This window comes from Amycolatopsis sp. SID8362 (genome assembly GCF_010550475.1).
Classification (GTDB): Bacteria; Actinomycetota; Actinomycetes; order Mycobacteriales; family Pseudonocardiaceae; genus Amycolatopsis; species Amycolatopsis eburnea.
On sequence record NZ_JAAGNB010000135.1, the window covers coordinates 87394 to 100963 of the forward strand.

At 71.8% G+C, this 13570-nt stretch carries 13 protein-coding genes; 6 read left to right on the forward strand and 7 right to left on the reverse strand.

Annotation, left to right across the window (positions count from 1 at the left end; all coding sequences use genetic code 11):
* Positions 1-46: 46 nt before the first annotated feature.
* From G3I65_RS05115 to G3I65_RS05130, 4 genes are all read right to left on the reverse strand, one after another.
* A complete protein-coding gene (locus G3I65_RS05115; RefSeq protein ID WP_160695055.1) occupies positions 47-931 on the reverse strand; it encodes a 1-acyl-sn-glycerol-3-phosphate acyltransferase in 885 nt (294 codons plus the stop codon).
* Entirely contained in the window at positions 928-1710 is a 783-nt protein-coding gene (locus tag G3I65_RS05120) for a GNAT family N-acetyltransferase (protein ID WP_160695056.1), read from the reverse strand. Before G3I65_RS05120 ends, G3I65_RS05115 begins: the two co-directional genes overlap by 4 nt.
* 159 nt (positions 1711-1869) lie before the next feature.
* Entirely contained in the window at positions 1870-2829 is a 960-nt protein-coding gene (locus G3I65_RS05125) for an electron transfer flavoprotein subunit alpha/FixB family protein (RefSeq protein WP_160695057.1), read from the reverse strand.
* Positions 2830-2857: 28 nt separating this feature from the next.
* Positions 2858-3643, reverse strand: a complete 786-nt coding sequence (locus G3I65_RS05130; RefSeq protein ID WP_160695058.1) for an electron transfer flavoprotein subunit beta/FixA family protein — start codon at positions 3641-3643, stop codon at positions 2858-2860.
* A 243-nt stretch (positions 3644-3886) separates the two neighbouring features.
* Between G3I65_RS05130 and G3I65_RS05135 the strand changes: the two genes are divergently transcribed.
* The gene (locus G3I65_RS05135) at positions 3887-4732 is read left to right on the forward strand and encodes a DegV family protein (protein ID WP_125306320.1); all 846 of its coding nucleotides are present in this window, start codon (positions 3887-3889) and stop codon (positions 4730-4732) included.
* Here G3I65_RS05135 and G3I65_RS05140 read toward each other — a convergent pair.
* Positions 4710-5135: a hypothetical protein gene (locus G3I65_RS05140; RefSeq protein ID WP_163046646.1), complete on the reverse strand. Its 426-nt coding sequence runs from the start codon at positions 5133-5135 to the stop codon at positions 4710-4712. The genes G3I65_RS05135 and G3I65_RS05140 overlap by 23 nt on opposite strands.
* A gap of 53 nt (positions 5136-5188) precedes the next feature.
* Here G3I65_RS05140 and G3I65_RS05145 point away from each other — a divergent pair, with 53 nt between their 5' ends.
* The 3 genes from G3I65_RS05145 to G3I65_RS05155 are packed head-to-tail and all read left to right on the forward strand — an operon-like array spanning position 5189 to position 7962.
* Positions 5189-5962: a class I SAM-dependent methyltransferase gene (locus tag G3I65_RS05145; protein ID WP_160695060.1), complete on the forward strand. Its 774-nt coding sequence runs from the start codon at positions 5189-5191 to the stop codon at positions 5960-5962.
* Positions 5959-7464 (forward strand): glycoside hydrolase family 57 protein, encoded by a 1506-nt coding sequence (locus tag G3I65_RS05150; protein ID WP_160695061.1) that lies wholly within the window; start codon positions 5959-5961, stop codon positions 7462-7464. Before G3I65_RS05145 ends, G3I65_RS05150 begins: the two co-directional genes overlap by 4 nt.
* Positions 7465-7473: 9 nt before the next feature.
* Positions 7474-7962 (forward strand): glutathione peroxidase, encoded by a 489-nt coding sequence (locus G3I65_RS05155; protein WP_160695062.1) that lies wholly within the window; start codon positions 7474-7476, stop codon positions 7960-7962.
* Between the two features lie 41 nt (positions 7963-8003).
* On the opposite strand, the gene G3I65_RS05160 is transcribed toward G3I65_RS05155, so the two are convergent.
* Positions 8004-9233 (reverse strand): YbiU family protein, encoded by a 1230-nt coding sequence (locus G3I65_RS05160; protein ID WP_160695063.1) that lies wholly within the window; start codon positions 9231-9233, stop codon positions 8004-8006.
* A gap of 87 nt (positions 9234-9320) precedes the next feature.
* Here G3I65_RS05160 and G3I65_RS05165 point away from each other — a divergent pair, with 87 nt between their 5' ends.
* Positions 9321-10436, forward strand: coding sequence for an ROK family transcriptional regulator (locus G3I65_RS05165; RefSeq protein WP_160695064.1), 1116 nt, complete (start codon positions 9321-9323; stop codon positions 10434-10436).
* 72 nt (positions 10437-10508) lie between these two features.
* On the opposite strand, the gene G3I65_RS05170 is transcribed toward G3I65_RS05165, so the two are convergent.
* The gene (locus tag G3I65_RS05170; RefSeq protein WP_160695065.1) at positions 10509-12272 is read right to left on the reverse strand and encodes a glycoside hydrolase family 2 protein; all 1764 of its coding nucleotides are present in this window, start codon (positions 12270-12272) and stop codon (positions 10509-10511) included.
* Positions 12273-12384: 112 nt separating this feature from the next.
* Between G3I65_RS05170 and G3I65_RS05175 the strand changes: the two genes are divergently transcribed.
* The coding region (locus G3I65_RS05175; protein ID WP_160695066.1) for a glycosyltransferase family 4 protein at positions 12385-13570 on the forward strand (1186 nt) is incomplete at its 3' end.

Consider the following 13570-nt stretch of genomic DNA (forward strand, 5'->3'; position numbering starts at 1 on the left):
CCGGCCAATCCGGGCCTGTCGCCGGATCGCGGCGACAGGGCCCGGATCACTTCGCGGGAGGCGAAGCCAGGGGCGCCGGCTGACGGCGTGCGGTCCGGCGGCGCCGCTGCGCCGGGATCTGGACCGTGCCCAGCGCGGAATGGACCGCCGCCTCGGCGAGGGCCGCCAGCTCGCGGCGGTTCTCCGCGCGGCCGGGGGCGATTTCCGGGCAGATGTGGACCTCCAGGACCAGGCCGCGCAGTGCGGCGACCCGGCGTAGCGAAGCGATCAGCGACTCCGGGCCGATGAACGCGGGGCGGCTGGTCTCGCGGCCGTCGGCGAGGCGGTAGCGCAGCGCGATCGGGCGCACCGGGACGCCGCCGTCGATGGCTGCCTGGAACGTCGCCGTCGTGAAGCGGCCCGACGCCAGGCCGCACCAGGTCGTGCCCTCCGGGGTGACGCTCACCAGCGAGCCCGTGCGGAGCGCGTCGGCGAGCGACGCCATCGTGGCGGGCAGCGTCGTCAGCCGCTCGCGGTCGAGGAAGATGCTGCCGCCGCGGCGGACCAGGCCGCCCAGCACCGGCCAGCCCGCGATCTCCTTCTTGGCCAGCGCGCGCATCGGGCGCAGGGCGTTGATCGCGACGATGTCCAGCCACGAGATGTGGTTGTTGACGACCAGGGCGCCGCGGCCGGCGGGCGCGGTCAGGAAGTCCTCGCCGCCGCGGACGTCCAGGCGGACGCCGAACGCCCGCAGCACGCCGCGGAAGATCAGCCGGATCCGGCGTTCGCGGCCCCACGGCACCAGCAGCAGGGGCGCCGACAGCAGCGCCGCCAGCACGGCCGTGATCGCCGCCGTGAAGCGCAGGATCCGGCGTGGGAGGCCGACCACCGCGTCGCCGTCGGTCAGGCAGCCGTCGCCGCAGGGGGACGTCGGCATCCAGGCGTGGCTCATCCCTGGGTCCCGAGGAAGAACTTCAGGTAGCGCTCGTCGACGTTGTGCAGGTCCAGCACGACGAAGAAGTCCGCGACGCCGAAGTCGGCGTCGAGCGCGGGCGGCCCGTGGACCTTGGCGCCGAGGCGGACGTAGCCCTTGATCAGCGGCGGCAGCGTGGCGCGCGCCGGGCGTTCGATCTCCGAGCAGTCCCACGGGATCAGCGGCGAGACGCGGGTGGCCTCGTCCGAGTAGTGCTTGGTGCGCAGGAGGTCCCACACGCCGGCGGCGAAGGAACCGCCGTCGACCAGGGGGACGGACGCGCAGCCGGCGAGGTACCGGTGGCCGGACAGCAGCATGTAGCGGGCGATCCCGGCCCAGACCAGGCTGACGACGGCGCCGCTGCGGTGGTCGGGGTGCACGCAGGACCGGCCGGTTTCGACTAGGTGCGGCCGGATCGCGTCGAGCGCGCCCAGGTCGAACTCGCTGTCGGCGTAGAGCTTCCCGGCCCGCGCGGCGCGGTCGGGCGGCAGCATCCGGTAGCAGCCGACGATCTCGCCGGTGTTGTCGTCGCGGACGACGAGGTGGTCGCAGAACTCGTCGAACTCGTCCACGTCGAGACCGGGCCGGAGCGAGTGCAGCCGCGCTCCCATTTCCTCGGCGAAAACGCGGTGCCGGAGGCGTTGCGCGGCGACCACTTCGTCGTTCGCGTGGGCGACGAGGAGGGAGTACCGGGGAGCGTCCGCGGGGAGCTCGACACCCGCCTGATCAGTGCTGACGAGGAGCTGTGACGTCGTCATGGTCAAGGTGTACCCGCGCGTAGGAAGCCTCGGAGAGTGCCATCCGATGACCGATTGGTGCACGTTCAGTTAATGGCGGGTTCTCAGGCTTCTCTCAGGTGCTGAAAACGCGAAAAGGGCCTCCCGGGACGTCCCGGGAGGCCCTTTCGACGGACTGGATCAGCCCTTGCGCTTCTCGACCGCTTCGGTCAGCTGCGGCGCGACGTTGAACAGGTCGCCGACGATGCCGAAGTCGGCGATCTCGAAGATCGGCGCCTCCGGGTCCTTGTTGACGGCGATGATCGTCTTCGACGTCTGCATGCCGGCGCGGTGCTGGATCGCGCCGGAGATGCCGAGCGCGATGTACAGCTGCGGCGACACCGTCTTGCCGGTCTGGCCCACCTGGAACTGCGCCGGGTAGTAGCCGGAGTCGACCGCGGCACGCGACGCGCCGACGGCCGCGCCGAGCGAGTCGGCCAGCTTCTCGACGACGTCGAACTTCTCCGCCGAGCCGACACCACGGCCACCGGAGACCACGATCGAGGCCTCGGTCAGCTCCGGACGGTCACCGCCGGTGACCGGCTCGACGCCGGTGATGCGGGTGGCCTTCGCCGCGTCGACCGCGGGGATCTCGACGGTCTCTTCGGCCGCCGCGCCCTCGGCCGGCTCGGCCTCGACCGCGCCCGGGCGGATGGACACGACGGGCGCGCCCTTCGCGGACTTGGACTTGACGGAGAACGCGCCACCGAAGATGGACTGGTCGATGACGCCGTCGCCGTTGACGCCCACGGCGTCGTAGATCAGGCCGGAGCCCAGGCGCACGGCAAGGCGGGCGGCGACCTCCTTGCCCTCACCGCTGGCGGTGAGGAGCACGGCGGCCGGGGACGCCTGCTGCGCGAGCGCGGCGAGCACGTCCACCTTGGGCGTGACCAGGTAGTTCGCGGCGTCGTCGCCTTCCGCGACATACACCTTGGCGGCACCGTGCGACGCCAGCGCCTGCTTCGCCTTCGCGGCGGTCCCGGTCGGGCCGACGACGACGGCCGACGGCTCACCGAGCGCGCGGGCGGCGGTCAGCAGCTCGAGCGTGACCTTCTTGACCTCACCGTCGACGTGGTCGACGAGGACGAGTACTTCAGCCATGTTCTTGTTCCTCCTCGAAGAGCCGTTGTCAGATGAGCTTCTGGCCGACCAGGTACTCGGCGACCTTGGTGCCGCCGTCGCCCTCGTCTTCGACCTTCTCGCCGGCGGTGCGCGGCGGCTTCGGCGCGGATTCGGTCACGGTGGACCACGCGTTGCCGAGGCCGACCTCGCCCGCGTCGACGCCCAGGTCGGCGATGGTGAACGTCTCGACCGGCTTCTTCTTCGCGGCCATGATGCCCTTGAAGGACGGGTAGCGCGGCTCGTTGATCTTCTCGCCGACGCTCACCACCGCGGGCAGGTTCGCCTCGAGGCGAGTGAGCCCGTCCTCGGTCTCGCGGACGGCCTTGATGGTCGTGCCCTCGACGGTGACCTCGCGAGCGTAGGTGACCTGCGGCAGGCCGAGCAGCTCGGCGAGGATCGCCGGGACGGCGCCGCCGCGGCCGTCGGAGGACTCGTTGCCGGCGATGATCAGGTCGTAGCCTTCGACCTTGGCGACCGCGGCGGCGAGCACCTTGGCGGTGGCGATCGCGTCGGAGCCGTGCAGCGCCTCGTCCGAGACGTGGATGGCCTTGTCGGCGCCCATGGACAGCGCCTTGCGGATGGCGTCGGTCGCGCGGTCCGGGCCCACCGAGATCACGGTGACCTCGCCCTCGCCGGCTTCCTTGATCTTCAGCGCCTCTTCGACGGCCTTCTCGTTGATCTCGTCGAGCACGGCGTCGGCGGATTCGCGGTCAAGGGTGTGGTCGGACCCGTTGAGCTTCCGCTCCGAGTAGGTGTCCGGTACCTGCTTGACCAGGACGACGATGTTGGTCATGGGTCTGCTTCGACCTCCCGGTTCGTGGCCCGCGGTCGACCACGGGACAGTGCTCTACTGGCCGGTAGATTAGGGCTGATCGGCGCCCAGCACCCGCCGAGGTGACGCCTTTCACCTGGATGCGCAATCTAATGGGACCATCGTCCCAGTAGTCGACCGGTTACCCCGCTTGAACAGCCGTTCGTCCGATCGGACCAACCACGGCCTACTCGCAGTGCATGTCAGGCATTAACCTTCCCCAGCATGCCCGCGCGCATCGCCGTCATCACCGACTCGAGCTCCTGCCTGCCCGACATCGTCGCCGCCCGCTGGGCGATCGGGGTCGTCCAGATCCAGCTGAACCTGGGTGGTCACTTCGACGACGAAAACCGCTTCGACCGCGGCAAGGTCATCGACGCGCTGAGAGCCGGGGAAGTCCTGACCACTTCGCCCCCGGATCCGGGGGCGTTCTTCTGGACCTACCAGGAGGCGGCCGCCGCCGGGGCGACCGCCATCGTCAGCATCCACATCTCCGGCCGCATGTCCGACACCGTCCGCGCGGCCCGGGACGCCGCCCAGCAGGTCCGCATCCCGGTGCACGTCCTCGACAGCCGCACCACCGGGATGAGCCTGGGCTTCGCCGTGGTGTCGGCGGCCCGGGCGGCCGCGGCGGGCGCGGACGCCGCGCGCGTCATCGAAGCCGCCGAACGCCGGTGCCTGACCAGCACCGAGTTCATCTACGTCGACACGCTGGAGTACCTGCGCCGGGGTGGGCGGATCGGCGCCGCGCAGGCGATGCTCGGCACCGCGTTCTCGATCAAGCCGCTGCTCACGGTCAAGGACGGCGAGGTCGCGCCGCTGGCCAGGGTCCCCGGCACGCGGCGGGCGCTGGCCAAGATGGTCGACCTCGCGGTGAAGAAGTCCGGCGGGTTCCGCGCCGACATCGCGGTCACCCGGTTCGGCGCCAGCGACCACGAGCTCGAAATCGGCAGGCAGATCGAACGCCGGGTGCCCGCGATGGCCGAGAGCATGGTCGTCGAGGCGAGCACGGTCATCGGCGCGCACCTCGGCCCGGGCGCGCTCGGCATCACGGTGTCGCCGGTGGGCTGACGCGCCGCCCCGGGACCAGCAGGACCACGAGCGGGACCACGACGCCGAGGCCGGTCGTCGCGATGATCAGCACCTGGTCGAGCCGCTCGAAGTGCGCCACGTGGCCGAGGTGGTAGACGAAGTGCGGCAGGCCGAACAGCAGCCCCGCCACGCCGGCCAGCCGCGCGACCGCTGTGGTACCGATCACGGCGGCGCCGATCAGCAGGGCGGCGAGGGCCAGGTTGAGGCCGCCGAAGTCGCGCAGGAGGTGCTCGTTGAAGGCGCCGTCCATGGCCACCCAGCCGGTGCGGAAACCGGGAAAGTCCTGGTAGAAGCCCGTGGGCGAGAGCAGTGGCCAGATTCCGACCACGGCTTCGACCAGGCCGAAGAAGACGAGCAGTACGCGGGTGATGGTCCGTTGCATGACCACGGAACGAGCCCGGCTGCCCGGACGTGACACCCGCTATGGTCGCGCAGGTGACCACCCCAGCCACCCGGGCCGAGGCGCTGCACCTGACCGGTGAACGGACCGTCCCCGGCATCGCCGAGGAGAACTACTGGTTCAAGCGCCACGAAGCCGCGTACGCCGCCCTGCTCCCCCACTGCGCGGACGCGACGGTGCTCGAAGCCGGCTGCGGCGAGGGCTACGGCGCTAGCCTCCTCGCGACCACCGCCCGCCGGGTGCTCGCGCTCGACTACGACGTGCCGACCACCGAGCACGTCGCCCGCCGCTACCCCGAGCTCGCCGTCGCGCGGGCGAACCTGGCGTTCCTGCCGGTGCGCGACGGCGCGGTCGACGTCGTGGCCAACTTCCAGGTCATCGAGCACCTGTGGGACCAGGCGGGCTTCCTCGCCGAGTGCCGGCGGGTGTTGCCGGAAAACGGCAAACTGCTGGTCACGACGCCGAACCGGCTGACGTTCACGCCGGACAGCGACACGCCGCTGAACCCGTTCCACACCCGTGAGCTGGCGCCGTCTGAGCTGGCCGGGCTGCTCGACGACGCCGGTTTCGAGATCGAGACGCTGCACGGGCTGCACCACGGCGAGGCCGTGCGCGCGCTCGACGAGCGGTACGGCGGTTCACTCATCGACGCCCAGCTCGACGTGGTCATGGGTGAGCTGCCCGGCCAGGCCGTCTGGCCGGCGGCGCTGCTCGCCGACGTCGCCGCGATCGAAGCCTCCGGGTTCGACATCCACGGCGACGACCTGGACGCGAGCCTCGACCTGATCGCCGTGGCGGTGCGCCGATGAGCGAAGGGACGTTCTGCCTCGTCGTGCACAGCCACCTGCCGTGGCTGCCGCACCACGGGACCTGGCCGGTCGGCGAGGAATGGCTGTACCAGGCGTGGGCGCATTCGTACCTGCCGATGGTCGACCTGCTCGAACGCTTCGCCGCCGAGGGGCGCCGGGACGTGCTGACGCTGGGCGTGACGCCGGTGCTCGCCGCGCAGCTCGACGACCCGTACAGCATCCGCGCGTTCCACGACTGGCTCGGCCACTGGCAGCTGCGCGCCCAGCACGCGTCGACGTTGTGGCGCGGCGACCCGCTGCTGCGCGAGCTCGCGGCGGCCGAGCACCGGACCGCCGTCCGCGCCGCCGAAGAGCTGGGCACGCGCTGGCGGCACGGCTTTTCCCCGGTGCTGCGGTCCCTGGTCGAAAATTCGACTATCGAGCTGCTCGGGGGCCCGCTGGCCCACCCGTTCCAGCCGCTGCTGGACCCGCGGGTGCGCGAGTTCGCGCTGAACGCCGGGCTCGCCGACACGGCGCTGCGGCTCGGGTCGCGGCCCGAGGGGATCTGGGCGCCGGAGTGCGGCTACGCGCCTGGCATGGAAAACGACTACGCCGCCGCCGGCGTGCGGCGGTTCATGGTGGACGGCCCGTCGCTGCGCGGCGAGACGTGGGCCGCGCGGCCGGTCGGCGCGAGCGACGTGGTCGCTTTCGGACGAGACCTCGAAGTCACCTACCGCGTCTGGTCGCCGAAGGCCGGCTACCCCGGGCACGCCGCGTACCGCGACTTCCACACCTGGCAGCACGAGGTCGGGCTGAAGGCGGCGCGGGTCACCGGCAAGACGGTCGAGCCGCAGGACAAGGCGCCCTACGACCCCGCGCTCGCCGCGGACGTGCTGCAGCAGCACGTCAAGGACTTCGTCGAGACGGTCGTGACGCGGCTGCGTTCGCTGAAGGCGCAGCACGGGCGTGAGGCGCTCGTGGTCGCCGCGTACGACACGGAGCTGTTCGGGCACTGGTGGCACGAAGGACCGGCCTGGCTGGAAGGCGTGCTGCGGGCGCTGCCCGAGGCCGGCGTCCGCGTGACGACGCTGAAGGGGGCGATCGAAGCCGACCACGTCGGCGAGCCGATCGACCTGCCGGCGTCGTCGTGGGGGTCGGGCAAGGACTGGCGCGTCTGGGACGGCGAGCAGGTCAAGGACATGGTCGAAGCCAACTCGGCACTGCAGCGGCGGCTGCTCGACCTCGTTGCCGATTTGGGGACAACAGCCCGGGACACCGTCGCCGACCAGGCCGTCGCCGAGGCGATGCTGGCACTGGAAAGCGACTGGGCGTTCATGGTCACGAAAGACTCGGCCGCGGACTACGCGCGCCGCCGCGCGGCCGTCCACACCGAACGGTTCGACGCGCTGGCCGGGCTGCTGCGCCGCGGCGAGCGCGCGCGGGCCGAAGAACTCGCCGCCGCTTACCGCGCCGACGACGGACCGTTCGGGCACCTCGACGCCCGGGCGCTGAAGCACGACTGAAAGGGCCCCATGGGAATCCACGAAATTCCGGTCAAGACCCTCGACGGGCAGGACAGCTCGCTGGGCTCGCTCGCCGGCAAGGCGCTGCTCGTGGTCAACGTCGCGTCGAAGTGCGGCCTGACCCCGCAGTACTCCGGCCTCGAGCGGCTGCAGGAACGCTTCGGCGGCCAGGGCTTCTCCGTGGTCGGTTTTCCGTGCAACCAGTTCGCCGGGCAGGAACCGGGCAGCGCCGACGAGATCCAGACGTTCTGCTCGACGACCTACGGCGTCACGTTCCCGCTGTTCGAGAAGATCGACGTCAACGGCGAGGGCCGGCACCCGCTCTACGCGGAGCTGACCAAGACCGCCGACGCCGAGGGTGCCGCGGGCGACGTCCAGTGGAACTTCGAGAAGTTCCTGATCGGCGCGGACGGCGAGGTCCTGGCGCGGTTCCGGCCGCGCACCGAGCCCGAGGACGAGACGGTCGTCAAGGCCATCGAAGCGGCGCTTCCGGCGTGACGGCCGCCGGTGGGGGACGCCGGTCCCCCACCGTCGCCGGGTCACAGCCCGAGCTGGTCGCGCCCGACGGCGTCGAGGTCGTCGAGCGTGGCCCGGCCGGTCCAGTTCACTTCGTAGTCTTCCGGCGCGAAATCGCCCGGGCTCTTGCCGGCCAGGAAAGCGCGGCCGCATTTCGCCGCGTACGCGGCGTTCTTCGCGCAGTGCGGGCTCGCCGGGATGTACATGACGTTTCCCCACCGGTCCGGGTTGGTGCCGTCGGCGACCGCGTGGACGACGTCGCCGTGCCACCACACCGTGTCGCCCGGCTCGACGTCGGGGATCGACGTCAGCGCCGGCAGCAGGTCGTCGTGGTACTTGTCGTTGACCGGCAGCGCCTGGCCGTTGGCCGCGCCGCAGAGGTCGTCGTCGGGGATGTCGTCCTGGAGCGCGCGGAGCAGGACGTACGCGATCGCCGATGGGATCGGCACCACGTGCAGCACGCCGTCGCCTTGCCGCATTTCCGACAACGCGGTCCAGCCCTGGAAGGTGCGGAACGCCGAGCACATCACCGTCGACGGGTATTCGTCGACTTCGGTGCGGTGGGCGCCGTCCCAGGGGTCGTAGGCACGCCAGTCGCCGTCGAAGACGTGCCGGAAGACCTGCTGGTAGGCGGGCAGCAGCCAGCGTTCGACCGAGCCGGAGTCGGTGTGGGCGGACAGGCCGAGCGACGCCGATCCGGGCGCGCGGCGGCGGATGCGGTCGGGGTAGGCCGTGTCGCGATCCGGGTCGAACCAGACGCGGCCCTGCGATTCGTGCCGCCAGAAGGAGTTGAGGAAACGCCGGACCGCGACCATGTGCTCGTGCTGGCGCGCCTGGATCTGCGGCTTCGACCAGTAGACGGGGTAGATCTGTGGCTGGCCGGAGGCGAGCCCGGCGAAGACGTCGTCGGCCGGGCCCTGGTAGGTGCCGTCGAAGTCGTTGTCCGCGAGGTAGGCGGCGAGTTCGGCGTCCCAGGTCTCGGCCGTTTCGCGCGCGAAAGTGCCTTTGACGACGGCGCAGCCGCGGCGCCGGATCGCGCCGAGCGTGCGGTCCGGCACGGTTCCGTCGGCGATGTCGCGAAACCGGACCACGGGGAAGGCGTCCGGATCGGCGGCGACGGCGTCGACCTCCCGGCGCGTCCAGTCCCGGATCCCGGCGAACGCGCCGGCGACGTCGCCGATCCGGGCGCGCAGCTCCCGCTTGGCGCGCGTGACGGCCTCGGCCATGTTCGCGGGCAGTTCGGTGGTGGTCATCGGCGTCCTCCGGTTTTTGGTTAGGACTCCTTACTAGAATGTCCCCGCTACGGTAACCCCAGTTCCTTCCCCGCCACAAGAGGTGCGATGTCCGACCCCGACCGGCCGCTCCCGCGCCTGGCGATGCTGCGGGCCATGACCGACCGCGCGGTGCTCGACCAGGTCTTCACCCACGGCCGGACCACGCGTGCCGAGCTCGCCGCGGCCACCGGGATCTCGAAGCCGACGATCTCGGAGTCCGTCCGCCGGCTCGAAACGGCGGGCGCGCTGCGGGCCACCGGCACCGACCAGACCGGCCGCCGCGGCCGGATCGCCACGTTCTACGAGCTGGCCGCCGACGCCGGGCGCGTCGTCGCCGCGGAGGTGAACCAGCAGGGCGTCCGCACGGTGACGACCGATCTGACCGGGGCCGTCCTGGCCACCGAACAGCACGCGCCCGACGGCCGGCCGATCACCGAGGCCGTCCGGGTGGCCGTCGCCGCCGCGAGCGCCGCGGGAACGGGGCCGGCGCGAGCGACCGCGGTCTCGGTGGCCAACCCCGTGGACCCGGTCACCCACGAGGTCGTCGCGCTGCCGGGGTCACCGTTCCCCGAGGGGCGGCTCCGAGCCGGGGACGTCGGGGCCGGCGTGCTGCTCGACAACGACGTCAACTTCTCGGCGCTCGCCGAACGACGGGAAGGCGCCGCCCGGGAGGCGAAGAGCTTCGCCTACGTCTACGTCGGCGCGGGGCTCGGCGTGAGCCTCTACGTCGGCGACCAGCTCGTCCGCGGCGCGCACGGGCTGGCCGGCGAGATCGGCTACCTGGACAGCTCGGGCTCGACGCTGGCTTCCGCACTCGCCGACCAGGGGTTCGGCCGGCCGGATGCGCCTTCGCTGGACGTCGGCGAAATTTTGACCACGCTCGACCGGGCCGCCGAAGACGCCCTCGCCGCGGAACGGCTGCGGCTGCTCGGCGCGACGCTGGGGCGGGCCGTGGCCGCGATCTGCACCATCGTCGACCCGGATCTCGTTCTGCTGGGCGGGCCGGCCGGGAGCCGCGGGGAACTCGTGGCCGAAATCCGGCGAACGGTCCGCGAACTGACACCCGGTCCGGTCTGGGTGGAAGCCGGTGAAGTGACGGACTCGGCGGCGCTGCGCGGGGCGCTGCTGTCGGCGCTCGACCACGGGCGCGACGGCCTGCTCAGGGCGGTTGCCGAAAGCTGACCAGCAGGCGCGACGAGCCGCTCCCGGACCGTTGCCGAAAGTCGACCACGGCGCTGACCAGCGTCAACGCGGTCAGGCCGAGCCCGCCTCGATCACTGCCTTCGCGCATTTCGCAACCACTGCCGGGTCCGCTTTGACCACCCGGCGGTCGTACGTCAGCAGGCCGTTGACCTCGTTTTCGACATCGGTCGTCTGGGTGTAGACGGCACCGGACAGCCCGCGCTCCGCCACCACGCGCTCGAGCGCCGCGCTCACTTCCGCGTAGCGCTCGGTGAGCCGCTCCCGGGTGGGCGTCATCTCGTACGCGTTCGGCGGGCCCGGCCAGCGGTGGTCGTCGAGGACCAGGCCGAGACCGCCGTACTCGCCGTCGACGATCGCGCGGGCGTCGTGGACCGCGGGGTCGCCCGGGCCGACGTACGTGTGGTCGTCGTAGACGTCGCCGGCGCCGGTGTCCGGGCGGGAGAAGCAGCAGTTGACGCCGCTGTTCGCGATCACCAGGCGCGTCGGGTCCAGGGCTTTGACCAGTTCCGCGACACGCGCCGTGTCGAACTCGCCCCAGCCCTCGTTGAACGGCACCCAGCCGACGATCGACGGGACCGACCGCAGCTGTTCGATCATCTCGACCAGTTCCGCTTCGAACCGTTCGCGGGCCCGCGGCACCGGGTCCGGCGCGATCCCGGGCGGGCCGTCGAACGACACCGTCAGCGAGGGCATGTCCTGCCAGACGACCAAGCCCAGCGTGTCCGCCCAGAAGTACCAGCGGGCCGGCTCCACCTTGACGTGCTTGCGGACGAAGTTGAAGCCCAGCTCCTTGGTCTTTTCGAGGTCGAAACGCAGGGCTTCGTCGGTGGGCGCGGTGGAGATGCCGTCCGGCCAGTAGCCCTGGTCGAGCGGCCCGTGCAAAAAAGTGACACGGCCGTTGAGGGCGATCCGCGGGCGGCCCCGCTCGTCCGGGACCAGGCCGATCGTCCGCAGGCCCGCGTAGCCGCCGACCTCGTCGAGGAGCGCGCCGTGGCGGTCCCGGAGTTCGACGCGCAGGTCGTAGAGGTGCGGGTCGTCGGGGGTCCAGAGGCGCGGCGAGGGGACGTCCACGCGGACCGACGTCCCGGCCGCGCCCGACGCGCGTGCCACCTCCTCGCCGGTTGCCGAAAGAATGACAACGACCTCGGCACCGCCGGTGACCTGCGGGAACACCGTCACGCCGGCCAGGTCGGGCGTCAGGTCCAGCCGGTCGACGCGGTGGTCGGGCACCGGCTCCAGCCAGACCGTTTGCCAGATTCCGGACGACGCCGTGTAGCAGATCCCGCCGGGGGCGTTGCGCTGCTTGCCGACCGGGAACGTCTCGATGTCGGTGCGGTCCTCGGCCCGCACGGTCAGCTCCTGCGGCCCCGACGCGCGCAGGACGTCGGTGATGTCCGCGCTGAACGCCGTGTAGCCGCCTTCGTGGGTCGCGACGAGCTGGTTGTTGACCCACACCTTCGCCGTCTGGTCGACCGCGCCGAAGTGGAGGAGAACCCGTGCGCCGGTCCAGTCCGGCGGGAGCTCGAAGAGCCGCCGGTACCAGAGGACCTCGTCGCGTCGTCCGATTCCGGACAACGCCGACTCCGGCGGGAACGGCACCAGGATCCGCTCGGCGTACCCGGACGACCGTGGTTCGTTTTCCGACGACGGCCAGCCCGCGTACTCCCAGACGCCGTTCAAGCTCAGCCAGCGGGGCCGGGTCAGCTGGGGCCGCGGGTACTCGGGCAGCGCGTTGCCCGGAGCGACGTCGCCGCTCCACGGGGTCGGCAGGGGCGGGTCGAGCCGGCGCCAGCCGGTGTCCTCGGGAGAAGTCATCCCGGTCGATGGTGGCAGAGTTCGGCGTGCTCGCCAGTGATCGGGATCACATGTGAACACTTCGCCAGCACGGGCGCGTCGGGGCGTTCTGACTCGCGAGTAACCTCTGCCCATGCGTGTGCTGATGCTGTCGTGGGAGTACCCGCCAGTGGCCATCGGAGGCCTGGCCCGGCACGTGCACGCGCTCGCCACCCACCTGGCGCGTCAGGGTCACGAGGTCGTGGTGCTCTGCCGCCACGCCGCCGGCACCGACGCCGGGACGCACCCGCGCACCGACCGCGTCGTCGAGGGCGTCCGGATCATCCGGGTCGCCGAGGACCCGATGCACGTGACGTTCGAGCGGGACCTCGTCGCCTGGACGCTGGCCATGGGGCACGCCATGATCCGCGCCGCCCAGGACCTGCTGCGCACCTGGCAGCCCGATGTCGTCCACGCGCACGACTGGCTGGTCGCGCACCCGGCGATCGCGATCGCCGAAGCCGCGCGGGTGCCGTTGGTCGGCACGATCCACGCGACCGAGGCGGGACGGCACTCCGGCTGGCTGTCGCACCCGCTCAACCAGCAGGTTCACTCGGTCGAGTGGTGGCTGGCGAACCGCGCCGACGCGCTGATCACCTGCTCGCAGGCCATGCGCCGCGAGGTCGCGCACCTCTTCGAGGTCGAGGCGGCCGACGTCACGGTGATCCACAACGGCATCGAGGAACGCGGCTGGCAGGTGCCGGCGAAGGAGATCGCCCGCGCCCGCGAGGTCTACAGCCCGGCCGGCGCGCCGCTGTTGCTCTACTTCGGACGGCTCGAGTGGGAGAAGGGCGTGCAGGACCTGCTCGCCGCGCTCCCCCGCATCCGGCGCCGTCACCCGGGCACGCGCGTCGTTGTTGCCGGAAAAGGACGACACTTCGACGAGCTGGTCGAACAGTCGCGGAAGCTGCGGGTGCGGCGCGCGGTCGACTTCGTCGGGCACCTCTCCGACCGCGACCTGCGGGCGGCGCTGGCCGCCGCCGACGCCGTCGTGCTGCCCAGCCGGTACGAGCCGTTCGGGATCGTCGCGCTGGAGGCCGCGGCCGCGAAGGCGCCGCTCGTGGCGTCGACCGCCGGCGGGCTCGGCGAGGTCGTGGTGCACGGCGAGACCGGGCTCGCGTTCAGCCCCGGCGATGTCGCGGAATTGACCAACGCCGTGACGGCGGTGCTCAGCGACGCGCCGGCCGCGGCGAAGCGGGCGAAGGCGGCGCAGTCGCGGCTGGCCGCGGACTTCGACTGGAGCCGGATCGCCGAGGCGACCGCCGACGTCTACCGGCGGG

Bases quoted from the DNA above. Each gene is read 5' to 3' on its own strand.
- G3I65_RS05130 (WP_160695058.1), bottom strand. From the start codon at position 3,643: ATGACCAACATCGTCGTCCTGGTCAAGCAGGTACCGGACACCTACTCG.
- G3I65_RS05115 (WP_160695055.1), bottom strand. From the start codon at position 931: ATGAGCCACGCCTGGATGCCGACGTCCCCCTGCGGCGACGGCTGCCTG.
- G3I65_RS05170 (WP_160695065.1), bottom strand. From the start codon at position 12,272: ATGACTTCTCCCGAGGACACCGGCTGGCGCCGGCTCGACCCGCCCCTG.
- G3I65_RS05165 (WP_160695064.1), top strand. From the start codon at position 9,321: ATGTCCGACCCCGACCGGCCGCTCCCGCGCCTGGCGATGCTGCGGGCC.
- G3I65_RS05160 (WP_160695063.1), bottom strand. From the start codon at position 9,233: ATGACCACCACCGAACTGCCCGCGAACATGGCCGAGGCCGTCACGCGC.
- G3I65_RS05150 (WP_160695061.1), top strand. From the start codon at position 5,959: ATGAGCGAAGGGACGTTCTGCCTCGTCGTGCACAGCCACCTGCCGTGG.
- G3I65_RS05155 (WP_160695062.1), top strand. From the start codon at position 7,474: ATGGGAATCCACGAAATTCCGGTCAAGACCCTCGACGGGCAGGACAGC.
- G3I65_RS05140 (WP_163046646.1), bottom strand. From the start codon at position 5,135: ATGCAACGGACCATCACCCGCGTACTGCTCGTCTTCTTCGGCCTGGTC.
- G3I65_RS05135 (WP_125306320.1), top strand. From the start codon at position 3,887: ATGCCCGCGCGCATCGCCGTCATCACCGACTCGAGCTCCTGCCTGCCC.
- G3I65_RS05120 (WP_160695056.1), bottom strand. From the start codon at position 1,710: ATGACGACGTCACAGCTCCTCGTCAGCACTGATCAGGCGGGTGTCGAG.
- G3I65_RS05125 (WP_160695057.1), bottom strand. From the start codon at position 2,829: ATGGCTGAAGTACTCGTCCTCGTCGACCACGTCGACGGTGAGGTCAAG.